The sequence below is a fragment of the Gilliamella sp. wkB108 genome (genome assembly GCF_001690195.1).
In the GTDB taxonomy this organism is placed as follows: Bacteria; Pseudomonadota; Gammaproteobacteria; order Enterobacterales; family Orbaceae; genus Gilliamella; species Gilliamella apicola_L.
The window spans coordinates 113,670-139,061 of the sequence record NZ_LZGM01000078.1; the positions used below are offsets into that span (position 1 = coordinate 113,670).

The 25,392-nt window shown below is 35.2% G+C and carries 22 protein-coding genes; 21 read left to right on the forward strand and 1 reads right to left on the reverse strand.

All coding sequences use genetic code 11. The features are described 5' to 3' along the window. Positions 1 to 59 precede the first annotated feature (59 nt). The 21 genes from A9G11_RS08400 to yfbR all read left to right on the forward strand — a co-directional run bounded on the left by A9G11_RS08400 (position 60) and on the right by yfbR (position 22,808). Entirely contained in the window at positions 60 to 932 is an 873-nt protein-coding gene (locus A9G11_RS08400) for a D-hexose-6-phosphate mutarotase (RefSeq protein WP_065619163.1), read from the forward strand. 178 nt (positions 933 to 1,110) lie between these two features. After that, positions 1,111 to 1,395, forward strand: a complete 285-nt coding sequence (rplY, locus tag A9G11_RS08405; RefSeq protein ID WP_065619164.1) for a 50S ribosomal protein L25 — start codon at positions 1,111 to 1,113, stop codon at positions 1,393 to 1,395. 196 nt (positions 1,396 to 1,591) lie between these two features. Beyond that, positions 1,592 to 3,052, forward strand: coding sequence for a glucose-6-phosphate dehydrogenase (zwf, locus tag A9G11_RS08410; protein WP_065619165.1), 1,461 nt, complete (start codon positions 1,592 to 1,594; stop codon positions 3,050 to 3,052). A gap of 12 nt (positions 3,053 to 3,064) precedes the next feature. Further along, positions 3,065 to 3,766 carry a 6-phosphogluconolactonase gene (gene pgl, locus A9G11_RS08415; RefSeq protein ID WP_065619166.1) on the forward strand — a complete coding sequence of 234 codons (702 nt, stop codon included), beginning with the start codon at positions 3,065 to 3,067 and terminating at the stop codon, positions 3,764 to 3,766. Positions 3,767 to 4,153: 387 nt separating this feature from the next. After that, positions 4,154 to 4,600, forward strand: coding sequence for a division/cell wall cluster transcriptional repressor MraZ (mraZ, locus tag A9G11_RS08420; RefSeq protein WP_065619167.1), 447 nt, complete (start codon positions 4,154 to 4,156; stop codon positions 4,598 to 4,600). A 15-nt stretch (positions 4,601 to 4,615) separates the two neighbouring features. Further along, positions 4,616 to 5,554 carry a 16S rRNA (cytosine(1402)-N(4))-methyltransferase RsmH gene (gene rsmH, locus A9G11_RS08425; protein ID WP_065619168.1) on the forward strand — a complete coding sequence of 313 codons (939 nt, stop codon included), beginning with the start codon at positions 4,616 to 4,618 and terminating at the stop codon, positions 5,552 to 5,554. Beyond that, positions 5,544 to 5,927, forward strand: a complete 384-nt coding sequence (gene ftsL / locus A9G11_RS08430; RefSeq protein WP_081298488.1) for a cell division protein FtsL — start codon at positions 5,544 to 5,546, stop codon at positions 5,925 to 5,927. Before rsmH ends, ftsL begins: the two co-directional genes overlap by 11 nt. Then, entirely contained in the window at positions 5,927 to 7,705 is a 1,779-nt protein-coding gene (ftsI, locus tag A9G11_RS08435; RefSeq protein ID WP_081298489.1) for a peptidoglycan glycosyltransferase FtsI, read from the forward strand. Before ftsL ends, ftsI begins: the two co-directional genes overlap by 1 nt. Positions 7,706 to 7,718: 13 nt before the next feature. After that, positions 7,719 to 9,266, forward strand: a complete 1,548-nt coding sequence (gene murE / locus A9G11_RS08440) for a UDP-N-acetylmuramoyl-L-alanyl-D-glutamate--2,6-diaminopimelate ligase (protein WP_081298490.1) — start codon at positions 7,719 to 7,721, stop codon at positions 9,264 to 9,266. After that, entirely contained in the window at positions 9,263 to 10,624 is a 1,362-nt protein-coding gene (gene murF, locus A9G11_RS08445; RefSeq protein WP_065619169.1) for a UDP-N-acetylmuramoyl-tripeptide--D-alanyl-D-alanine ligase, read from the forward strand. The genes murE and murF overlap by 4 nt, the downstream gene beginning before the upstream one ends. Before the next feature lie 15 nt (positions 10,625 to 10,639). Then, positions 10,640 to 11,722 carry a phospho-N-acetylmuramoyl-pentapeptide-transferase gene (gene mraY, locus A9G11_RS08450; protein ID WP_065619170.1) on the forward strand — a complete coding sequence of 361 codons (1,083 nt, stop codon included), beginning with the start codon at positions 10,640 to 10,642 and terminating at the stop codon, positions 11,720 to 11,722. 23 nt (positions 11,723 to 11,745) lie between these two features. Continuing rightward, on the forward strand, positions 11,746 to 13,080 hold the full coding sequence (gene murD / locus A9G11_RS08455; protein ID WP_065619171.1) for a UDP-N-acetylmuramoyl-L-alanine--D-glutamate ligase: 1,335 nt from the start codon (positions 11,746 to 11,748) through the stop codon (positions 13,078 to 13,080). Next, positions 13,077 to 14,228 (forward strand): cell division protein FtsW, encoded by a 1,152-nt coding sequence (ftsW, locus tag A9G11_RS08460; protein WP_065619172.1) that lies wholly within the window; start codon positions 13,077 to 13,079, stop codon positions 14,226 to 14,228. Before murD ends, ftsW begins: the two co-directional genes overlap by 4 nt. After that, positions 14,228 to 15,280, forward strand: coding sequence for an undecaprenyldiphospho-muramoylpentapeptide beta-N-acetylglucosaminyltransferase (murG, locus tag A9G11_RS08465; protein ID WP_065619173.1), 1,053 nt, complete (start codon positions 14,228 to 14,230; stop codon positions 15,278 to 15,280). The genes ftsW and murG overlap by 1 nt, the downstream gene beginning before the upstream one ends. A gap of 170 nt (positions 15,281 to 15,450) precedes the next feature. After that, positions 15,451 to 16,899, forward strand: coding sequence for a UDP-N-acetylmuramate--L-alanine ligase (murC, locus tag A9G11_RS08470; RefSeq protein WP_065619174.1), 1,449 nt, complete (start codon positions 15,451 to 15,453; stop codon positions 16,897 to 16,899). Then, positions 16,899 to 17,807 (forward strand): D-alanine--D-alanine ligase, encoded by a 909-nt coding sequence (locus tag A9G11_RS08475; protein ID WP_065619175.1) that lies wholly within the window; start codon positions 16,899 to 16,901, stop codon positions 17,805 to 17,807. Before murC ends, A9G11_RS08475 begins: the two co-directional genes overlap by 1 nt. 14 nt (positions 17,808 to 17,821) lie before the next feature. Further along, entirely contained in the window at positions 17,822 to 18,652 is an 831-nt protein-coding gene (locus tag A9G11_RS08480; RefSeq protein WP_065619176.1) for an FtsQ-type POTRA domain-containing protein, read from the forward strand. 21 nt (positions 18,653 to 18,673) lie between these two features. Next, positions 18,674 to 19,927 carry a cell division protein FtsA gene (gene ftsA, locus A9G11_RS08485; protein WP_065619177.1) on the forward strand — a complete coding sequence of 418 codons (1,254 nt, stop codon included), beginning with the start codon at positions 18,674 to 18,676 and terminating at the stop codon, positions 19,925 to 19,927. 81 nt (positions 19,928 to 20,008) lie between these two features. After that, complete coding sequence (ftsZ, locus tag A9G11_RS08490; protein WP_065619178.1) at positions 20,009 to 21,145, forward strand: cell division protein FtsZ; 1,137 nt, start codon at positions 20,009 to 20,011, stop codon at positions 21,143 to 21,145. Positions 21,146 to 21,210: 65 nt separating this feature from the next. Beyond that, on the forward strand, positions 21,211 to 22,125 hold the full coding sequence (gene lpxC / locus A9G11_RS08495) for a UDP-3-O-acyl-N-acetylglucosamine deacetylase (protein ID WP_065619179.1): 915 nt from the start codon (positions 21,211 to 21,213) through the stop codon (positions 22,123 to 22,125). Between the two features lie 89 nt (positions 22,126 to 22,214). Beyond that, positions 22,215 to 22,808, forward strand: coding sequence for a 5'-deoxynucleotidase (gene yfbR, locus A9G11_RS08500; protein WP_065619180.1), 594 nt, complete (start codon positions 22,215 to 22,217; stop codon positions 22,806 to 22,808). 98 nt (positions 22,809 to 22,906) lie between these two features. Here the strand turns inward: yfbR and A9G11_RS08505 are convergent, their stop codons facing one another. Continuing rightward, positions 22,907 to 25,360 carry an autotransporter family protein gene (locus A9G11_RS08505; protein ID WP_065619181.1) on the reverse strand — a complete coding sequence of 818 codons (2,454 nt, stop codon included), beginning with the start codon at positions 25,358 to 25,360 and terminating at the stop codon, positions 22,907 to 22,909. Positions 25,361 to 25,392 lie beyond the last annotated feature (32 nt).

Sequence of the window (25,392 nt, forward strand, 5' to 3'; positions counted from 1 at the left end):
ACAATCAGCGGTAATTTTTTGATATTGATTACAATTATTTTTATTTTGTAGGAGAAAGCATGAGTATTTTCAAAGATATTTTAGATAACAATTTATCAGAAAAATCATTAAGTTCATCTATTAAACAGTCTACATTTGGCGAGTTGCCTATTTTAGTTATCAAACACAAACTTTGTACAGCAGCTATTTCGTTACAAGGCGCACACCTATTATTTTGGCAGCCAGTTACCGAATCTACGCCAGTAATTTGGTTGAGTAAAAAAGCTGTTTTTAAAAAAGGAAAAGCTATTCGTGGTGGAGTGCCAGTTTGTTGGCCGTGGTTTGGAAAGTTGGGTGATCCTATGCATGGTTTTGCACGTATAGTTGACTGGAATTTAGATTCATATAAAGAAGATGAAACAGGGGTTGAGTTAATTTTGTCATTAACTAACAATCCACAAACAGCGTCGTTTTTTTCAAAACCTTTTAATGCTTGGTTGACCATTAAGCTAGGAAAAACTTGTCAAGTGACACTGAGCTGTCAAGGTGATTTTGAAGCAACAAGCGCATTGCATACCTATTTTGGTGTTGATAACATTGATCATGTTGTTATTAAAGGTCTAGGCGATACTTATCAAGAACGTTTAGCAACTGTTAATGAACCTACTGTTGCTGGTCAACTTACTATTAATCAAGAAGTAGATCGTATCTATACGAATGCAAACAATGTAATTACAATCACCGACGGTAAAAGAACAATTCAACTCACCAACACCCATTCTAGTGATATTGTTACTTGGAATCCATGGATAGATAAAGCAAAATCAATGGTCGATTTTGCCGATGAAGAATATCAATCTATGGTTTGTGTCGAAACGGGCTGTATTAATCAGGCATTAAAGTTATCAGCAACACAAAAGACAGCGTTTGGTTTTAAAATAGAATTAATGTAATATTCTAAAATTATAAACGCAGTCAATAGCTTGCATATCAATGATAAACTGATTATTTGATTGCGTTTACCAACAGAACCCTTTATAATTCCTCACGCTTTTTAAAGCACTAATTTGATAACCAACTACTGGGTCGCCTGTGATTGGTTTTTATTTTAAATAACTAAGAGAAATAAACATGTTTACATTAAATGCAGAAGTTAGAAAAGAGCATGGTAAGGGTGCGAGCCGCCGCCTGCGTCACGCTGGTCAATTCCCAGCTATTATTTATGGTGGAACTGAACCTGCAGTTGCTGTTGTGCTTGATCACAACCAAGTTTTTAATATGCAAGAAAAACCAGAATTTTATTCTGATGTGTTAACTATTAAAGTTGACGGCAAAGCTGTTAAAGTTAAGGTACAAGCAGTACAACGTCACCCATTTAAACCAAAATTAGTTCATATGGATTTTGTACGCGTATAGTTTATTTATTCGTTGAAATGTTATCCATGACAGCTTAAAACAAAAAGGTCGCCTAAAAAGGTGACCTTTTGTTTTTTCCATTCAGTAGCAAAATATAGCAAATACCTATTATTATAATTTATACAATTAACTGGATGTATACTTATAATCCAACATAATAGATTAATTTCTTTTTATCTCATTTTAGGAGAAAACCATGTCTGATATCCCAGCTTGCGATTTAGTGATTTTTGGCGCTAAAGGGGATTTAACAAGACGTAAATTATTACCGTCTTTGTATCAATTAGAAAAATATGGAAAACTACCTGAAGAAACCAAAATCTTAGGTGTAGGTCGTGCGGATTGGGATCATGCAGCTTATAGTGAAGTGGCGAAAGATGCGTTAACCACATTTATGTCAGAACCATTAGATGATGAAATTTGGCAACGCTTTAGTCAACGGCTGAACTTTCATAAATTGGATGTTAATAATACTTCCGCTTTTGATGGCTTAAAGCTTAAACTTAATCAAAATCATCCGGCGATCTTCTATTTTGCAATGCATCCAGGAACTTTTGGTACTATTTGCCAAGGTTTAGCTAAAGCAGGCTTAAATCAAGCACAGAATCGGATAGTAATGGAAAAACCATTGGGTACAGATTTACAATCATCTCGTGAAATTAATGATTCGGTTGCTAAATACTTCAATGAATCACAAGTCTATCGTATTGACCACTATTTAGGTAAAGAATCAGTTCTAAATTTACTCGCTTTACGTTTTGCAAATACTTTTTTTGCTTCATTTTGGGATCGCAATTCTATTGATCATGTTGAAATTACGGTTTCTGAGCAAGTAGGTATTGAAGGTCGTTGGGGATATTTCGATAAAGCAGGGCAAATGCGTGATATGGTGCAAAATCACCTATTACAAATTTTGACTATGATTGCAATGTCTCCACCGTCAAATCTTGAAGACGAAAGCTTACGTAATGAAAAAATAGCTGTATTAAATGCACTTCGACCGATTGATAAACATAATATTCGTGAAAAAGTAGTCCGTGGTCAATATACCGCAGGTTTTGTTAATGGCATTAATGTCCCGGGATATTTAGAAGAAGACGGAGCAAATAAAGAGAGTAATACTGAAACTTTTGTAGCTATTCGAGTTGATATTGATAATTGGCGTTGGGCTGGAGTACCATTTTATTTAAGGACAGGTAAGCGTTTACCAAGTAAATGTTCTGAAGTCGTTGTTTACTTTAAACCATTACCACTTAACCTATTTAGTCAATCATATCTTGAATTACCACAAAATAAATTAACAATACGTTTGCAACCTGATGAAGGTATGGATATTGAAATTTTAAATAAAGTACCGGGTCTAGACAGTACCCACAATTTACAAACAACGAAACTTGATTTAAGTTTTAGTGAAACTTTTCATCAACATAGAGCTGATGCTTATGAACGCTTGTTACTCGAAGTTATGCGAGGACGTCAAGCATTATTTGTACACCGTGATGAAGTTGAAGCAGCATGGAAATGGGTTGATTCAATTATCAATGCATGGAATGCAGATCATGAATCGCCAAAAACATATCAAGCTGGAACTTGGGGACCTGTAGCCTCAGTTGCATTGATAACTAAAGATGGGTATTCTTGGCACGAATTTGAATAAGGAAACATAAACATGTTTACATTAAACAAATATGCAAATAGTCAATTATTAATAGAAGATTTAAGCGCACATATAGTCCGTGAGTTAAAACAAGCTATTGAACAAAAAGGGCATGCATCATTAGCCGTATCGGGAGGTAACACACCGATTCCATTATTTACTTTGTTAAGTCAGCAAGATTTAGACTGGAATCAAGTGTTTATCACCTTAGTAGATGACAGATGGGTTGATGACACTAACGACGCCAGTAATGAAAAGTTAGTGATGACCTATTTATTACAAAATAAAGCAAAATTGGCCAATTTTATTGGATTAAAAAATAGTTGTGATAATCCATTTGATGGTTCTGCAATAACAGATGAAATCTTAACTACTAAAATGCCATTGCCATTTGATGTGTTAATTTTAGGTATGGGAGAAGACGGACATACTGCATCTCTTTTCCCTGGCGCAAGCAATTTAGCTGCCGGGCTAGATATGAAATCAGGCAAAAAGGTTGTTGGTATGACACCATTAACCGCTCCACTTGACCGTATTACATTAACATTACCAACGATTTTAGATAGCAATAATATTTATCTACATTTAATTGGTCAAAGTAAATTGAATGTGCTAGAACAAGCAAAAAAAGGTAATAATGTGACCAAAATGCCAATTCGAGCGATTTTAAAGCAAGAAAAAGTTAATGTTTTAGGGTTTTGGACACAAGCATAACTGAATCTATTTTGCCGACCTATGTCGGCAAGAGATCTTAAATACAACTTCTTAATTAAATCTATTTTCAAACATAAATTTGTTGGTTACACCTAGTAACGCTTTTTAAAGTTAATAGCTGTTCATTCATATCTTAATTTCATCAAATATCAAAAAATCAATATATTATCTTAATTTACTTTAGTTTGTATAATCCAAATACATACTTCTTAAAATCAGATAAATGTCTATTTGAAAATGAGTTACAAATTAATTAATCAAATACCTATTATTTTTGTAACTTTTGTGGTAAAAAGTGGTGTTAAGTGGTGAAAATGTATGAGTTATTTAATTGATTGATTTTTTTCAATTAAAAAATAATAAAAATTTATAAATAACGGTGCTTTCATGTTTAGTGGTGCAATTACAGTCAATTTAGATAGTAAAGGGCGAATGGCTATTCCAACTCGTTATCGAGAATCTTTGTCTGAAGGCATGGTTTGTACGATTGGATTATATCATCCGTGCCTGACACTTTATTCTATGTCTGAATGGAAATGCATTGAACAACAACTTTCGACTTTATCAACGATTGTTGAGGCTGAACGTCGAATTAAACGATTATTATTAGGTTATGCAACAGAATGCCCAATGGATAATACGGGACGAATTTTATTACCATCCACACTACGGACATATGCAAAATTAGAAAAACATACTATGTTTGTTGGTCAATCAAACAAATTTGAGATTTGGGATGAAGCAATTTGGTATCAACAAATTAATGATGATATAGCCGCATTACCTGCGGATATCGAAAACTTATCAGAAAATCTGAAAAGTTTGACTATTTAAAAGAGTAAAAGATAGATGATTTATCAGCATAAAACAGTTTTGTTAGCTGAAGCTGTAACAGCATTAAATATAAAAAAAGATGGCATTTATGTTGATGGAACTTTTGGACGAGGAGGTCATTCTCGTCTGATACTTGAACAACTTGGCGAACAAGGACGGTTGATTGCTATCGATCGTGATGAACGAGCTCAGCAGGTCGCTGCACAAATTGAAGATCCTAGGTTTACTTTTGTTCGCGGTGAATTTTCGAAAGCGTGTCAATATATTGATAATTTAAAATTATCGGGAAAGATTGACGGTTTTTTATTAGATCTTGGTGTGTCATCTCCTCAATTAGATGATCCGCAAAGAGGATTTTCATTTATGCGTGATGGACCCCTTGATATGCGTATGAATACTGACAAAGGTATGACAGCAAGCGAGTGGTTACAAAACAGTGATGAAGAAGATATTGCATGGGTGCTTAAGACTTTTGGTGAAGAAAAATTTGCTAAACGTATCGCTCACGCAATTGTTGAACAAAATAAAATAACACCTGTAACAAGGACATTGGAATTAGCTAACCTAATTGAAAAGGCTACACCAAAAAAAGATAAGTATAAGCATGCGGCAACAAGAAGTTTTCAAGCAATACGTATTTATATTAATAGCGAATTAGAAGAAGTAGAACAAGCCTTAAATGGTAGCTTAGCTATGCTTGCCGATGGAGGAAGATTAGCCGTAATTAGTTTTCATTCCTTAGAAGATCGGATAGTAAAACAATTTATTAGCAAGCAGAGTAAAGGTCCAGAGATCCCTGTAGGTTTACCACTTACAGAAGAGCAAATTAAACAATATGGACAAGCTAAATTAAAGTCGCTAGGAAAAATTAAACCCAGTACTGTAGAAATTGATAATAACCCAAGATCTCGGAGTGCAATATTAAGAATAGCAGAAAGAAAAAATGAATATTAATGAAAGTAATGATAATTACCAAAATGATGCTTATGTTGATATCGATAATCAAAGAAGATCAAATGAAAGTCTATTTAAAATAATTATTGGTGATTTACTTGGACATCAAAAATTTTCATTATTTTTGCTAATACTTATTGTTATTTCGGCTGTTGCTGTATTAATTACTACGCAACAAGTTCGTAAACAATTATTTGAACGTGAACAACTTTTATTAGAACAAGATGTTTTAGAAAGTGAATGGCGAAATTTAGTAATTGAAGAAAATGTGCTTGCAGATCCTAGACGGGTAGAAGAAAAAGCGAAGAATCAATTAGGTATGAATTATGTTACACCACAAAATGAAACGGTTATTGTGATAAAGAGTAAATAATGAAGCCAATTGCTAAAAATAAGAAAGATAAAGTTAAAAAGCTTACAAAAACTAATAAAGTAAATAAAACAAATACTAAAAAACAGTTTTTTACGCCTAATCGTTTTTATATTGTATATGGTTTTATTATTTTCGCTATTATCTGTTTAATTGTCAGATTGGCGATATTACAAATTATTGAACCAGATAAATTGATTGCGGAGGGTAATAAACGCTCAATCCGTCATCAAGATATGGATGCTCCAAGAGCAATGATTACTGATCGTAATGGTCGTGCATTAGCAGTAAGTGTACCAATGTTTGATGTGTGGGCAGATCCTAAAATTGTGGTTCAAAAAGGTGGAGTAAATTCAGACGATATACGTTGGCAAAGTTTGGCAAAAACGCTGAATATACCTATGGATACACTCCAAGAAAAATTAAGTAATCCATCAATGCGATTTGTTTATTTATCTAAACAAATAACACCAACAATAGCGGATTATTTAAAAAAATTAAAGTTATCAGGAATCGCGTTTGCTAAAACTTCTAAACGTTACTATCCCGCAGCGGAAAATATTGCGCAGTTAATTGGATTAACTGATATTGACAATAACGGCACAGAAACCGGTTCAGAAGGTATAGAAAAGAGTTTTAATAAATGGTTAATAGGTGAGTCGGGACAACGAATTGTACGACGAGACCGATTAGGTCGAGTAATCGAAGAGATAGAGCGAACCGACAGTGAAACTGCCTCAGATTTAGTATTAAGTATCGATGAACGTTTACAATCATTGGTATATAACGAACTGAGCCAAGCAGTTGAGTTTAATAAAGCAGATAGTGGAACAGCGGTTTTAATTGATGTGCATACTGGAGAGATTTTAGCGATGGCAACCAGTCCATCTTATAATCCAAATAATCGCTCATCAATCGATTATAACTTATTACGTAATCGGGCTGTGACTGATGCATTTGAACCCGGCTCAACAGTTAAACCGTTAGTTGTTATGGCTGCTTTAGAAAAGAAAATTGCAGATTTAAATACAATTATTGATACACGACCATTTTATGTAAATCGTTACGAAATTAAAGATGTGTCATATCAAAAAGCGCTTAATTTAGCGGGTATATTGGAAAAATCCAGTAATGTTGGGGTGAGTAAATTAGCTTTGCAAATGCAATCTAATGATCTTGTTGAATATTATAGTCGCTTTGGATTAGGACAACCTACTGGGCTTGGTTTAGGTGGTGAGGTAAGTGGCTCGATTGCGGCTGATAGAAATCGCAAATGGGCTGATATTGAACGTGCAACATTTGCTTTTGGTTATGGTTTGAGTGTAACACCACTGCAACTTGCCAGAGCATATGCAACTATTGGAAGTTATGGTATTTATCGACCAGTTTCAATTGTCAAGGTAACAGAACCGGTTGAAGGTGAACGAGTCGTACCTGAAAAAGTAGCTAAAACTGTCGTTCATTTAATGGAAGCGGTAGCGGTTACTGGTGGAGGTACTAAAGCTTCAGTTCCGGGATATAGCGTTGGTGTAAAAACAGGTACGGCTAAAAAGCTATTAGGTGGACGTTATGTTAATCAATATTTAGCGTATACCGCAGGTATTGCTCCGGCGACTAAACCTAAATATTCGCTAGTTGTAGTTATTGACAATCCGAAAGCGGGTCAATATTACGGTGGGTCAGTTTCGGCACCAGTATTTAGTCGTATTATGGGGGGAGTGCTGAGAACAATGAACGTACAACCTGATCGGCAAGTTGATGGTCAAATGATTATTTATTAATAGGTGGTAAATGATGGCAACATCTACATTTAAAACATTATTCCGTTTGTTAGGGGGAAGAGATAATTTGGAATCGAAAGATTTTCCTCTTAACCACTTACGTATAGATAGTCGAATGGTGAATAAAAACGATGTATTTGTCGCTATCCAAGGTATGACTGTTGACGGAAAAACTTTTATTCCTCAAGCTATTTCACAGGGAGCAGTTACCGTTTTAGTTGAAACAAATAGAAAATCAAATGATTTAAAGATCACCTATATCAAACAAGATAATAAGCTGGTACCTCAGATAAGTATATTTCAGTTATCTAAACGATTATCTAATATTGCCAATGATTTTTATCAATCTCCTTCTAAAAAATTATCGGTTATTGGTGTAACAGGTACAAATGGTAAAACGACTGTCACACAACTTATCGCGCAATGTACTACATTGTTGAATGAAAAGAGCGCTATTTTGGGAACTATTGGTAATGGCATTTATAATCATTTAGAGCCATCTATTAATACCACCACATCGGCAGTTGATATACAAACATTATTAAATGATTTTGTAAAAAAACAAGTTAAAGTCGTTTCAATGGAGATATCTTCACACGGACTAGCAATGAATCGCGTCAAAGGCTTGAGTTTAGTTGCAACCGTCTTTACTAATTTAAGTCGTGATCATCTCGATTATCATAAAACCATGAGTAAGTATGCTAAAGTAAAATGGTCATTATTTAGTCCCGAAGAAAAAGAAAAACAAGTTGTTAATTCAGGTAAATCGATCATTAATTATGATGATAGTTATGGTAGACGTTGGATTGCTAAACTAGACCAAGTAACGGTAGTTTCATGTCAACCCAAATCACTACGTCAATTAAAAGCATTAAACAAACCTTATGTTGGTGTTTCGATGATTGAATATCATGATAAAGGGGCTAAAATTCATATGGAATCAAGTTGGGGAAATACTCTTCTTCATAGTCGATTATTAGGTGAATTTAATGTTTCAAATCTTCTATTGTCATTAGCCACATTGTTAACACTTAATTTTCCTTTTTTTGCTGTAACTAATATGGCTTCATTTCTTAAGCCAATTTGTGGGCGAATGGAAGTCTTACATACTAAAAATAGTCCTACAGTCATTGTTGATTATGCCCATACCCCTGATGCACTGCAAAAAGCGTTACAAGCAAGTCGAATTCACTGTAAAGGCTCTTTATGGGTGATTTTTGGTTGTGGTGGTGATAGGGATAGCGGTAAACGGCCATTAATGGGGCAAATAGCTGAGCAATTTGCCGATAAAGTAGTTCTGACCAATGATAATCCGAGAACTGAAGACGAAATGAAAATTATTCAGGACATTTTGCACGGTTTACCAGATAGTAAAAAAGTACAGGTGATCACCGATAGGATCCAAGCCATTAGCCAAACACTTACCCAAGCTAATGCTAAAGATGTGATTTTAATTGCAGGAAAAGGTCACGAAGATTATCAAATTATCGGTAAAACAAAACATCACTATTCAGATCAAGAAACAGTGAAACAGCTTTTAGGAGTAGAGAATCAATCATGATTCCATTAGTGATAAAACAAATTAAAACCTTAGTTAAAGGTGAATCTTACAATATTAACGATGAAACGGTAATGGTTGATTCGATAAGCACTGATTCGCGTAAAATAACTAAGAATTCACTTTTTATTGCGTTAGTAGGTGATAATTTTGATGGGCATGAATTTGCACATCAAGCTATCAAAGATGGTGCTATCGCAGTACTTGTAAATCGAAAGCTTGATGGATTAATACCGCAAATTGTTGTCACTGATACTCGTTTGGCACTAGGGCAAATAGCCTCCTTCATTCGCCAAAAAAGTATAGCTAAGGTTGTTGCACTGACAGGCTCTTCAGGTAAAACCTCAGTTAAAGAGATGACCGCTGCAATCTTACAACATTGTGGACAAACACTCTATACTCAAGGCAATTTTAATAATGATATCGGTGTGCCACTTACTTTAATGCGTTTAACTCCACAAGATCAGTATGCAGTAATTGAGTTAGGTGCTAATCATATTGGTGAAATTGCTTATACTACTAATATTGTAAAACCGCAAAGTGCATTGATTAATAATATCGCTCAAGCACATATTGAAGGTTTTGGTTCACTTGAGGGTGTAGCTACAGCCAAAGGGGAAATATTTCAAGGTTTACCAAAAGATGGTGTCGCTATTATTAATTTGGACAGTTGTTCAGATAAATGGATCACTACTTTAAAAGGTAAAAAAGTTTGGACTTTTTCATTAGATAAACAATCGGCTGACTTTTATGCGACCAATATTCAAGTCAGTGAAAATACCTATTTTACATTACACACACCACAAGGTGATTGTGAAATAACGTTACCATTAGTTGGACAACACAATATTGCTAATGCCATAGCTGCATCTTCATTAGCTATTTCTGTAGGAGCCAACTTCAATCAGATTAAGCAAGGTTTAGCAACGTTACAACCAGTAAAAGGTCGGTTATATCCAATAAAATTAAATCAAACTCAATTAATTTGGGATGATACCTATAATGCCAATGTCGGTTCCATGACAGCTGCAATCAAAGTGTTAGCTAATCAACCAGGTTTTAAAGTATTTGTAGTAGGGGATATGGCTGAATTAGGCGCTGATGCCGAAAAATGTCATCAACAAATAGGCGAACTTGCCAAACAAGAAAAACTTGATTGTGTGGTTAGTGTAGGTAAATTAAGTCAACTTGTTAGCCAATATAGTCATGTTGGTCATCATTTTGTTAATAAGCAAGATGCAGTAAATTACTTATTAACACTATTACATCAGCATTCAATATTGACCATGCTCGTCAAGGGTTCACGTAGTGCTAAAATGGAAGAAATAGTAGAAAAATTACAATTAAACAACTTAAAGTGAGTCAGGATTAAAATTATGTTGGTGTGGATATCAGAATATTTAGTTAAATATTTTACCATTTTTAATGTTATCTCTTATTTAACGGTCAGAGCTATTTTGGCTTTGTTAACTTCATTAACGATTTCGTTACTAATGGGACAGAAAGTAATAGATTGGTTGCAAAAACTCCAAATTGGTCAAGTGGTTAGAAATGATGGCCCCGAATCACATTTAAGTAAAAAAGGGACACCAACCATGGGCGGTGCGTTGATTATTGGATCAATTTCATTAGCTGTATTTTTATGGGCAGATCTCCGTAATCCTTATGTCTGGGTAACCCTATTTGTGTTAATTGGTTATGGTATTGTTGGATTTGCCGATGATTATTTAAAAGTGATCCGTAAAAATAGTGCAGGTTTAATCGCTAGATGGAAATATTTTTGGCAATCAGTGATAGCTTTAATTGTCGCATTCGGTCTTTATGCTTACGGCAAAGATAGTTCTGTGACGGTATTAGTTGTGCCATTTTTTAAAGATATCATGCCTCAGTTAGGATTAGTCTTTATTTTACTCACTTATGTTGTGATAGTGGGAGCGGGTAATGCGGTTAATTTAACGGACGGATTAGACGGACTTGCTATTATGCCTACAGTATTTGTTGCAGCAGGATTTGCACTAGTTTCTTGGGCAACAGGTAATGTCAATTTTGCTGCTTATCTACATATTCCTTATATTAAATTTAGTGGTGAACTAATGATAGTCTGTACGGCTATTATTGGCGCAGGACTAGGATTTTTATGGTTCAATACCTATCCAGCAATGGTCTTTATGGGGGATGTAGGATCTCTGGCATTAGGTGGAGTTTTGGGTATTATTTCCGTTTTATTACGACAAGAATTTTTATTATTAATAATGGGTGGAATTTTTGTCATTGAAACCTTATCGGTTATTTTGCAAGTTGGCTCATTTAAGTTACGGGGTAAACGAATATTCCGTATGGCACCAATTCATCATCATTATGAATTGAAAGGCTGGCCTGAACCACGAGTGATCGTACGTTTCTGGATTATTTCATTGATGTTAGTATTAATTGGTTTATTAACATTGAAATTACGTTAATTAAATTAGAGCAGGATTAAATCATGATTAGCTATCAGGGAAAAAATGTCGTTATTATCGGTTTAGGCATTACAGGGCTTTCTTGTGTCGACTATTTTCTTGCTCAAAACGTTATTCCTAAAGTTATTGATACGCGTTCATCACCATCAGGCTTAGAACAATTAGATAAACGGGTTGCTCATCACTTAGGTGGTTTAAATATCAATTGGCTACTTGAAGCTGATTTAATTGTGGCTAGTCCCGGAATTGCATTATCAACCCCTGAGTTACAAAAAGCAGCTGAAAAAGGCATTGAAATTGTAGGCGATATTGAGCTTTTCTGCCGTGAGGTCAATCAACAAGTTGACAAAAAAATTGTTGCAATTACAGGAGCTAACGGTAAAACAACCGTTACAACTTTAGTTGGTGAAATAATTAAAGCTGCCGGTATAAAAGTAGGGGTTGGCGGCAATATAGGGCAACCTGCATTAACATTATTAACTCAAGATTGTGATGTGTATGTGCTGGAATTATCGAGTTTTCAGTTAGAAACCACTAACAGTTTGCAAGCAACTGTTGCCACTATATTAAATATTTCAGAAGATCATATGGATCGTTATCCACTTGGTTTAAAGCAATATGTGCAAGCTAAACAACGTATTTATCATAATGCCAAATATTGTTTGATTAATTATGATGATAAGTTGACTTTACCAACTGATCATCATACAGATTTATTATCGTTTGGCGTACATCATGGTGATTATCACATAAGTGAAGGTTATGACTGCTTGATTGCCAATGAACAACCGGTATTGACAACTAAGCAAATGCAATTAACGGGTTGTCATAACTATCTAAATGCATTAGCTGCTTTAGCTATAGCTGACAAGTTAATGATCGCTAGACAATCGAGTCTAACAACCATTGCTAATTTTCACGGTTTACCTCATCGATTTGAGTTAGTCTTTGAAAAAAATGGAGTGCAATGGATTAATGATTCAAAAGCAACCAATGTAGGTAGTACGGAAGCCGCTTTAAAAAGTGTTATATGTCAAGGCAAGTTATTTTTATTATTAGGCGGAGATGGTAAATCAGCAGATTTTTCACCCTTATTACCTTATTTACAGAATAGAAATCTTGAAATCTTCTGTTTTGGTCGTGATCGCCAACTACTAGCTAAGCTAGCACCCAACATTACAAGTATGACTGAGACGCTTGCTCAAGCAATGCAAATGATTGCCCAAAAAGTAGTTTCAGGTGATGTCGTTTTACTTTCTCCTGCTTGTGCAAGTTTAGATCAGTATAAAAACTATATTGAACGAGGCAAACAATTTGCATTATTGGCTGAGCAATTTTCTCAAAGGTGTGAACAATGAGTCTTTTTTGGATTAAAAAACAAGTTAATCCCCATATCCCATTTGATAACCAATTACTTTGGGTAGTAATTGGTTTAATGATATTTGGTCTAATGATGGTCACATCGGCTTCTATGTCATTTAGTGAAAGTAACCCTTTTTTCTATACTCAGCGTGAAATAATTCAGTTGGGTATATCTCTTTTTTTAATGTGTATAACGTTATATATTCCAATGCAACGTTGGCAACAGTTTGGTACCACGTTATTGATTCTGACGCTTATCATGTTAGTTGCTGTATTAGGTATTGGTTCGTCAATCAATGGTGCATCGCGTTGGATCCCATTAGGTGTATTTAATTTTCAGCCAGCTGAACTTGCAAAATTATCATTATTTTTATTTTTAGCGAGTTATTTAACACGTAAGTCTGATGAAGTTCAAAGTGGTTTCTGGGGATTTTTTAAACCCATGACTATCATGTCTATTTTATCTACTCTGTTACTATTACAACCTGATTTAGGAACGGTTATTGTTCTATTTACGGTTACTATAGGCATTTTGTTTATTGCAGGTGCTAAGTTATGGCAGTTTATTGCTATTTTATCAACGGGTATAACAGCCGTAGTTAGTTTGATTCTTTTCGAATCTTATCGCTTAACCCGATTATTAACATTTCTTGATCCGTGGCAAGATGCTACTGGTTCAGGTTATCAGTTAGTAGCATCATTAATGGCAATTGGTAGTGGTGGATTGTTTGGGCAAGGAATGGGAAATTCGATCCTAAAATTAGGATATTTACCAGAATGCCATACCGATTTTATCTTCTCAATTATTTCTGAAGAATATGGGTATGTTGGTGTCATTGCTTTACTGTTACTACTGTTTTTCTTAACATTTAAGGCATTGGCAATCGGTTATCGGGCGTTAAATGAAGGTTCACAATTTTCAGGTTATCTAGCCTGTGAAATAGGTATTTGGTTTGGATTTCAAACTTTTGTGAATGTGGGTGTAACATCAGGGATGTTACCGACCAAAGGTTTAACATTACCATTTATTAGTTATGGTGGTTCAAGTTTAATTGTGATGAGTATTGCTGTAGCAATATTACTTAGAATCGATTTTGAGTTTAGACAAAAACAAGCGCAAGCAAGAATAAGGTCAATAAAATAATGAAGAAATTATTAGTTATGGCGGGGGGAACAGGTGGACATGTTTTTCCAGGTATAGCTGTAGCGCACTACTTAATGCAACAGGGTTGGCAAGTCAGATGGTTAGGCACCGCTGATCGTATGGAAGCGCATTTAGTTCCTGAAAATGGTATCGAAATTGATTTTATCGAAATATCAGGTTTACGCGGTAAAGGTATGTTTGCACTCTTAAAAGCACCTTATAGAATTCTAAAAGCTGTATTGCAAGCAAGAAAAATTTTAAAGACCTATCGCCCAGATGTTGTCTTAGGTATGGGCGGTTATGTTTCTGGGCCGGGTGGAATTGCTGCTAAAACATTAGGTATTCCTATTGTAATTCATGAACAAAATGGTGTAGCGGGCTTAACCAATAAATGGTTAGCAAAGATTGCCACAAAAGTCTTGCAAGCATTTCCCACCGCATTTCCAAAAGCTGAAGTGGTTGGTAATCCGGTTCGCAGCGATCTTTTAAAGGTACCAGAACCAACCCAAAGATTTAAAGATCGCCAAGGACCAATAAGAGTTCTGGTAATGGGAGGAAGTCAAGGGGCTAAAGTAATAAATGATATTGTGCCTCAAGTGATAACTAAATTATCCGATAAGTATATTGTATGGCATCAGACAGGTAAGGGAATGCTTGAGGCCGTTATAGGATCTTATAAAGATTGTGACATGACTAACAATCAAGTAACAGAATTTATCGCAGATGTCGCTTATGCTTACAGTTGGGCTGATATAGTGATATGTCGAAGTGGTGCTTTGACCGTTAGTGAAATAGAAGAAGTCGGGATCGGTGCTATTTTTGTTCCTTTTATGCATAAAGACCGCCAACAATTTTGGAACGCAAAATCATTAGCCGATATTGGTGCGGCAAGTATTGTAGAACAACCAGATTTTAATGTTGAAGTATTATTCAACTTACTGTCGAATTTAAATAGGGACAAACTAGTAGAAATGGCAATAAAAGCAAAAAGTTTATCTATTGTAAATTCTACTCAAAGAGTAGCAGAAACAATTAATTCAGTGCTAAAATAATTACTTTTTGATGTGATTTTATGTAATAATCTTGTCAAGATGTTTCAGGTTAGGTATATGTTTAGGTAAATTAATAATAACATTGAACTAAAAACGATCATTTATAAAAATGTTCAATGCAAAAAGATTAGAAAACGCTAAACAGAAATTAAATTTTTAGGAGTCAAATAGTGAATACAAAGCAATTAGCTCAATTAAGAGCAATTGTACCGGAGATGAAACGCGTTAAACACATTCATTTTGTGGGGATAGGTGGCGCTGGTATGGGTGGAATTGCTGAAGTCCTGGCTAATGAAGGTTATGAAATTAGTGGTTCTGACATCGCTGAAAACGCCGTTACTCAGCACTTAGAAACCTTAGGTGCAAAAGTTGTTATTGGTCATGTGGCTGAAAATGTGCTTAATTCAAGTGTGGTTGTTATCTCTTCTGCTATTTCTCAAGATAATATTGAAGTGGTCGCGGCTCGAGAAGCGCGTATTCCTGTTATCCAACGAGCTGAAATGTTAGCAGAATTAATGCGTTTTCGATATGGTATTGCTATTGCTGGTACTCATGGTAAAACAACGACAACCGCTATGGTTACAGCGATTTATGCTGAAGCGAAACTTGACCCTACTTTTGTCAATGGTGGTTTGGTTAAAGCAGCAGGTACGCATGCACAATTAGGCAGTAGTCGTTATTTTATTGCAGAAGCAGATGAAAGTGATGCATCATTTTTACATTTGCAACCAATGGTATCTATTGTCACTAATATTGAACCTGATCATATGGATACCTATCAAGGCAATATTGAAAATCTCAAACAAACATTTATCTCTTTTTTACGTAACCTTCCTTTTTATGGTTTGGCTGTGATGTGTTATGACGATCCTATTAATAAGGAGTTATTACCTGTTGTAGGACGCAAAATTATCACTTATGGGTTTAGTGAAGAAGCGGATGTAGTGATAAAAGATTATCGTCAAGAACGAGGTATTAGTTATTATACTGTTTGTCGTCCAAATCGAAACGATTTACATATTGAATTAAATGCACCGGGTAAACATAATGCGCTAAATTCAGCAGCAGCAATTATTGCAGCAACAGAAGAAGGTATTGATGATGAATCAATTATTAATGCATTAGCTAAATTTGCCGGTACCAGTAGACGATTTGATTTATTAGGCGTTTTTGAACACCCTGATGGTGACGATATAATGATGGTGGATGATTATGGTCACCATCCAAGTGAGGTTAACGCAACAATTCAAGCAGCAAGAAATGGTTGGCCTGATCGGCGCTTAGTCATGTTATTTCAACCTCATCGATATACTCGAACGCGTGATCTCTTTGATGATTTTGCGCAAGTACTTTCCCAAGTTGATGCATTAGTCATGTTAGATGTATATTCGGCTGGTGAACCACCCATTGCTGGTGCTGATAGCCGTTCCTTGTGTCGTTCAATTCGTAATCGAGGCAAGGTTGATCCAATATATGTTTCCGACTTAGAACTATTACCAGAAATAATGAAAGAAGTGTTAAAAGGTAATGATCTATTGCTAACTCAAGGTGCCGGTAGTGTTGGCCGTATTGCACGTCAGCTTGCTAATGTTCAATTATTTTCTAAAGAGGAACAATAATGGTTGATAAAGTTGCGGTATTGTATGGTGGAACCTCAGCCGAACGCGAAGTATCGCTTAAATCGGGTAATGCTGTATTAGCTGGATTATTAGCAAAAGGAATTGATGCTCATCTTATTGATACTAAAGATCATCCTATTACTAATTTAAAAGAACAAGGTTTCACAAAGGCTTTTGTGATTTTACATGGGCGTGGTGGTGAAGATGGCATTACTCAAGCAATCTTAACCTATCAAAATATCCCTTATACCGGCAGTGATGTTTTATCATCTGCACTAACCATGGATAAATTAAAAACAAAGCTCGTTTGGAAAGCGCTTGGTTTACCTGTTGCTGATTCTGTTATGGTTGATAAATCACAATCGATCGTAATTGATGATATTGTAAAACAACTAGGGTTACCTTTATTTGTCAAACCTAGTCATGAAGGCTCAAGTGTGGGTATGACTAGAGTAAATCAAGCCTCTGAATTGAAAGATGCCATTGATGTAGCTTTCAAATATGATAGTTCAGTAATGATTGAATCATTTTTAGCTGGTCCTGAATTTACTATAGCGATTGTAGGTGATGAAGTATTACCCTCAATTTATATCAAACCAGCTACTGATTTTTACGATTATGATGCTAAATATTTATCAGATACAACCCAATATTTTTGTCCAAGTGGTTTATCAAATGAGAAAGAGCAACAGATTCGAAAATTAGCCTTAGAGGCATATAAGGCTGTCGGATGTCGAGGTTGGGGACGAGTAGATATTATGTTTGATGCAAAACAAAATCCATATTTACTCGAAGTGAATACGGCGCCAGGTATGACAGATCATAGCTTGGTACCTATGGCTGCAAAACAAAATGGTTGGTCATTTAGTGATCTGGTTTATCGAATCTTGAATTTAGCAACCATATAATTGGCCTTACTTATATGAAACAAGTTCGGCAAGCGGCACAAAGACGAGACATTAAAAAAAGAAAGCTGCTTATCTTTCGTAATACAGAACAGTTGATTGGATTTTTGTTCTTTATTACTATTATTTTGATTAGTATATGGGTTATTAAAAGTATCAGAAATTGGATGGATAACCCAGAACAAATGGTATTATCGCAATTAGTTTTAAGTGGTGATCATACCTATACAACCGAAGATGATATTCGCAAAGCGATATTAGGATTAGGTCTACCTAATACCTATATAGGTCAAGACGTTGATGATATTCAACAAGAAGTAATGCGATTTCCTTGGGTTAAACAGGCCAGTGTACGTAAACAGTGGCCTGACAGATTAATTATTTATGTACAAGAGTACAAACCGGCATTTTATTGGAATGATCTCTTTTTACTGGATAAAAAAGGCAATGTGTTTAGTGTACCACTTGATCGTATAGCTGAATTACAATTACCTAGACTTTATGGTCCGGAAGGAAAGGCAAAAGCAGTATTAGAAACTTATTATAAATTAGATAATATTTCTAAAAAATTAGCCAATAGTCAATTAGTTTTGCATATTAAAGCGGCGCTAGCTGACGAACGCAATGCATGGCAATTAATGGTAAAACAATGTATCGGTAATTTTTGTCTTGAAAATCAGGAAATGAGATTGATATTAGGTAGTGAAAATATAGAGCAACGATTTCATCAATTTATTAAATTATTTCCTGAAATTCAATCAAGGATTCCAGTAGATGAACGAATAACGGTAGCTGATTTACGTTATGAAAATGGTATTTCAGTACAAAGAGAAAAAATAGTGCAGTAAGGAATAAATTAAGGCTGAAGTATGAAAGCAACAGAAAAAAAATTAGTCGTTGGACTGGAAGTAGGCACATCCAAGGTACTTGCACTTGTTGGTGAAGTTCTTCCTGATGGTATTATTAATATTATTGGGGTAGGACATTGTCCGTCAAAAGGTGTGGATAAAGGTGGTGTCAATGATCTTGAAGCTGTTGTGAACTCAATCCAACGTGCGGTAGATCAAGCTGAACTAATGGCTGATTGCCAAATCTCTTCTGTTTATTTAAGCCTTTCAGGTAAACATATCCGTTGCCAAAATGAAATCGGTATGGTGCCAATAGCCGAAGAAGAAGTGACCGCAGAAGATGTTGAAAATGTAGTTCATACTGCAAAATCAGTCCGAATTTTAGATGAACACCGCATTTTACATGTTATTGCTCAAGAATACTCTATAGATTTACAAGAAGGGATTAAAAATCCAATTGGTCTTTCTGGTGTTAGAATGAAGGCCAAAGTTCATCTGGTTACCTGTCATAATGATATGGCAAGAAATATTGTCAAAGCGGTTGAACGTTGTGGATTAAAAGTCGATCAACTTATTTTTTCTGGTTTAGCTTCTAGCTATGCGGTATTAACTGACGACGAAAAAGAACTTGGCGTATGCGTAATTGATATGGGCGGAGGAACAATGGATGTGACTGTCTATACAGGCGGCGCTTTACGTCATTCAGTTGTAATTCCTTATGCTGGAAATGTAGTAACAAGTGATATTGCTTATGCATTTGGCGCGCCACCGATGGATGCTGAAAATATTAAAATCCGTTATGGATGTGCAGTTGGTTCCTTAATTGGAAAGGATGAAGTGATCGATGTTCCAAGTGTTGGTGGAAGACCTTCTCGTTCATTACAAAGGCAAACTCTGGCAGATGTGATTGAACCACGCTATTCAGAATTGCTTTCATTGGTACATAAAGAGTTGTTATCACTTCAAGAAGAACTAAAAAAACAGAATGTTAAATATCAATTAGCGGCAGGTATTGTATTAACTGGTGGAGCCGCACAAATTAAAGGCATGGTAGAGTGTGCTGAAAAAGTTTTTCAAAATCAAGTACGTGTTGGACAACCGCTAAACATTTCAGGATTAACCGATTATGTACAAAAACCTTATTGCTCAACGGCTGTAGGACTATTGCATTATGGAAAACAAAGTTTATTGAATGATGATGCTAAAGATAGTGATAAATCATCATTAAAAGGGATAGCTAAGCGTTTGACCGGTTGGTTTAAAAAAGAATTTTAGCTAATATATTTCAAGAACTTCGTGGACATTGTAGACGGTTATCTGTACAATGTTGTGAGATCGTAAATTTGGAGATGAGTTATGTTTGAGCCTATGGTTGCAGATGATGAGCCAGCAGCAGTCATTAAAGTTATTGGTGTCGGTGGTGGCGGTGGTAATGCTGTCGAGCATATGATTGCTGAGCACATCGAAGGTGTAGAGTTTTTTGCTGCAAATACAGATGCACAGGCATTAAAAAGAATTAAGGTAGGTCAGACCATCCAAATCGGCACTAATGTTACAAAAGGACTTGGTGCAGGCGCTAATCCGGAAGTCGGTAGAAATTCTGCTGAAGAGGATCGAGAAGTAATTCGTAGCGCAATTGAAGGTGCGGATATGGTTTTCATTGCAGCCGGGATGGGTGGTGGAACAGGAACAGGGGCTGCGCCGGTTGTTGCTGAAATAGCTAAAGAATTAGGTATTTTAACTGTTGCTGTGGTAACTAAACCTTTTGGTTTTGAAGGTAAGAAACGTATGGCTTTTGCTGAGCAAGGTATTGCTGAATTAGCAAAACATGTCGATTCACTTATCACTATTCCGAATGACAAATTATTAAAAGTATTAGGTCGAGGTGTTAAATTATTGGATGCTTTTGCAGCGGCTAATGGTGTTTTAAAAGGTGCTGTACAAGGTATTGCTGAATTAATTACTAAACCTGGTCATATTAATGTGGACTTTGCCGATGTTAGGACTGTGATGTCTGAAATGGGATATGCTATGATGGGTTCAGGTCGTGCAAGTGGTGATAACCGTGCCGAAGAAGCAGCTGAAATGGCAATTTCTAGTCCATTGTTAGAGGATATCGATTTATCTGGTGCGCGCGGCGTATTAGTAAATGTAACAGCTGGTTTAGATCTAGGCTTAGAAGAGTTTGAAACTGTAGGTAGTACAGTTAGAGCATTTGCTTCTGATAATGCAACAGTTGTTGTTGGTACAACCTTTGATCCTGATATGTCTGATGAAATTCGTGTGACAGTTGTTGCAACAGGTATTGGTATGGATAAACGTCCAGAAGTAAAAATTACCAAATCTGTGCCACAAAATACCTTGTTTAGCCAAAGTAATTCTTTGGGACAAGAAGAGAAAATAGCTAAAGCAGTTAATGAGCAAGTTATTTCTCCACTAGAAGAAAATAAAATTTTAGATATTCCTGCTTTTATCCGTAAGCAAGCGAATTAAAATTGAACTTATTTGAATTTTTATTGTCATAGTCAATAGGAACAAATAGAAAAAGTAGGTGCAAAGTGAAACAAAGAACATTAAAAAAGACAATACAAGCAACTGGTGTTGGTTTGCATACCGGCAAAAAAGTTACTTTAACGTTGCGTCCTGCGCCTGAAAATACAGGAGTTATTTATCGTCGTACTGATGTTAATCCGTATGTTGATTTTCCTGTTGATGCAAAATCAGTGCGAGATACCATGCTTTGTACATGTTTGATTAACGAAGATAACGTTCGAATTTCGACTGTTGAACATATTAATGCTGCATTAGCTGGACTTGGCATTGATAATATTATTATCGAAGTTAACGCACCTGAAATCCCGATTATGGATGGTAGTGCAAGTCCATTTGTTTATTTATTACTTGACGCAGGTATTACTGAACAAAATGCACAGAAAAAATTCTTACGAGTTAAAGAAACTGTACGTGTTGAAAATGGTGATAAATGGGCAGAAGTTAGACCATATAGTGGTTTTAGATTGGATTTCACAATCGATTTCCATCATCCTGCTATTGATAGTAGCTCACAACGTTACCAATTAGATTTTTCTTCTGAAGCGTTTATTCGTCAAATCAGTCGTGCAAGAACATTTGGTTTTATGCGTGATATAGAAGCATTGCAATCTAAAGGACTTTGTTTAGGTGGTAGTTTGGATTGCGCTATTGTAGTTGATGACTATAAAGTACTGAATGAAGATGGATTACGTTTCGAAGACGAGTTTGTGCGCCATAAAATGCTTGATACCATTGGTGATTTATACATGAGTGGTCATAATATGATTGGTGAAGTGATTTGTTATAAATCAGGTCATGCATTAAACAATCAGTTATTACAGGCATTATTAGCAAAACAGAGTGCATGGGAATATGTGACCTTCACTGAAGAACAAACTGTTCCGGTAGCATTGAGTACTAAACAGCTTGTTTTAGCATAAAATTATTTATTGAAATAATATTACTGTTTATAAACGCTTCCATGTGTAATGGAGGCGTTTTTTATTTTTATAGTCAAAGAGAGTAGTGTATGAATAAAAGTCATTTTTTTGCTCACTTATCACGTTTGAAGCTTATTAATCGTTGGCCATTAATGCGTAATGTTAGAACCGAGAATGTGTCAGAGCATAGTCTACAAGTTGCTTTTGTGGCACATGCGCTTGCGATTATAAAAAATAAACGTTTTAATGGTAAAGTTAATCCCGAACGTATTGCTTTATTAGCCATGTATCACGATGCTTCGGAAGTCATTACCGGCGATCTGCCAACACCAACTAAATATTACAATCCACAAATAACGACAGAATATAAAAAGATAGAAAAAATAGCCCAAAACAAACTGATTAATATGTTGCCTAAAGAGTTGCAAGACGATTTTAGACCGTTAATAGATGATGATTTTTATGACGAAACTGAAAAGAGCATCGTTAAACAAGCCGATGCTTTATGTGCTTACCTTAAAACAATAGAAGAGCTTAGTGCAGGTAATAATGAGTTTAGATTAGCAGAGCAACGACTAAAAAAGACGTTATCAGAAAGGAGTAGCCCTGAAATGGATTATTTTCTGGATGTATTTGTCCCTAGTTTTAGTTTGTCATTAGATGAAATCACTATGGATAAATAGTTCACTTTTTTCTGTAAGAATAAAGACAAGCCTCAATATAGATGATGCTCTGCAAAAAATAGAGCATCATTAATATCCAAATTAATTAATATCAAAAATTAAAAACTGATTTTAGCAAGTGCGGTAATATAATTTGAGTTTCTCTTACTTTCACCAAAGTATTGATAATCAATATTAATATCAACCATATTGTATTTATAAGTTATACCACCACCAACGTTGTATTGATTTTTACTACGATTAGAAGAGTTTGCACTCATTTTAGATAAACCATTAATACCATTAATAGTAATATCACTATCAAATTCATCATCACTTAAATTAAATGAATAACCTGTTTTGGCTCGTAATAACAGTTGGCTTTCCTTATCTTGCCAAAGCGAATAATTTGCCATTAAGTCGATTGGAATTAACAAAGCCTCATTTGATGCTTTTCCATATTTGACTAAATCAATATTATTATAACTTACATTATGCGCACTATTTTCAGTATAAACATAAGTTAAGCCAATAGTAGGTGTTAATGTTAATTGTTCTATATCTTGCCACTGATAACCAACAGACGCTCCGATATCCCACGTATTGCTATGGAAATTTTCTTTAATCGTATTATACCTATCGTTTGCTTTTAGATGGTTTTTTCCATAAGAGTATCCAGCATAGGCAGAAGTAACAATATTCGTTGGCCATTTATAGTTAGAATAAAGTTGGATTTGATAATTTTTAGTATCAGAATCGTTGGATGATGTAGCTTTATTTTTGTAATCACCAGATTCATAACCTATGGCAGAGCCGATTAATAAATTATCAATAACTTCTTTATCATAGCCCATGATAAAACCGTTAGAAGTATATTTATACCCAGAAATACCACGATGATTATCTGTATTTTCATAATGGTGAGTGAGATTTATCCATAAATTGTCATCATTCTCTGCTAATTTTCCGGTTTGGGAAAATTGTTGCATACGGTTATCTAAGGTGGATTTAGTATAGTTAAATGAATTAAGTGCTATTTCAGTTAAATGTAAACCATGATTATTATTGTATATTCCGGCTAATGCACGATTAAATTGTAATGTAGTACCTCGATTTTCCACCGCTAAATTACCGCGTCCCATTGCACTTAATACTGCCCAGTTTAAATCTCCTGCTAAAGATTTATCGGAAATAACTTCACCATTATTTGTAGGATTATAAAATGATTCATACGAAACTTTTGCTAAATTTTGGGAAAAGCGTTTTGCTACATTTTTAGAGCCGGTTCCTACTTCTTGATAATAACGAGAAACTTGGCGATCAGCGGCAGCTTTTGTTTGCCATGCATTGGTAAAATCAGTGACATTACTAGCATTAACAAATTTTAATTCATTACCAGTTAGTTTAAAGTTCAGATCGCCATATATATTTTGAATAAGCGATTTAGTTTCACCTTCTTTAATATTAGCTATCTTTAATGAATTATTTGCTGATAATACAGAGACATTAGCTTCGGTTGCTGTGTTTTTTAGCCCTTTTTTAATAAAGTCATCAGTACCAGTAAATTTGGCAGAAGATTTGACATTGACATTATCGCCACTAATATTATTTATCTGTTGTGAGTCAGAGATACCAAAGCTGATTATTCCTTCGATATTTAGTTGCGATGCCTTGTTCGCTTGATCACTAATAGCAAGAGATCCCTTAGTGGATTCAATCGTAGCATTTTTGCCAACATTCAACTGTCCATCTGATGCGAGTTTAACAAAGCCATTACCTCGACTGGCACTTAATATACCTTGTTGTACCACATTAAAATTACCACCGTTACTAACATCAACGGTACCACCACGCATGATGATCATTTTTCCTGTTTTACCTATCAACACAGAAGATCTATTGCTATCATTATTTGTAGTTTCTAATACGGTTTTCGCTCCGATAATCTCAATATCACCACCTGTTAAGTTAAAACTACGGGTAATTAGTTTAGCTGGTGCTAATGTAGTTCCTGCTAAATGGTTATCACCACTACGAATATTGGTATCTCCATCTACTTTTACGGTAGTTTTACCTGAAGTATTTGTTCCAGTACCCATGACATTACCAGCCAAAATCATGAGTCCACCTCTTTTTTTATCTGCACCTAATTCAACATTAATATCACCAGCTACATGGACATTAATGTCATTATTAATCGGATCATACGGGTAGTCTTTATGTAAACCGAGATATTGAGTAAAGAATTTAGTATCAAATTTACCTATCCAGGTATCATTATAAATTTGAAAATTACCGTTGATATTCATGTTAATATCACCTGCGGCAACTGACGGCGTCTCAGTGTCGGTTTTGCCACTAAACCCTAAGTGAAAAGAGCCTTCACTATTAACGGTCAAACCGTCTGTAACGGTAATATTAACAGGGGTAGAACTACTATTGGTTAAAAAGTAGCGCTCATTAACTTGATTAAAAGGTAAAGTAACATCTGATGTGGCATCATAGTTTTTCGCTTGTACATAATTAGCACTTAAAGCACTTATTATTAATAAAGTAACGGATTTTAATTTCATTGTTTTATCTTGTATGTGGTTTCAGGTAATAA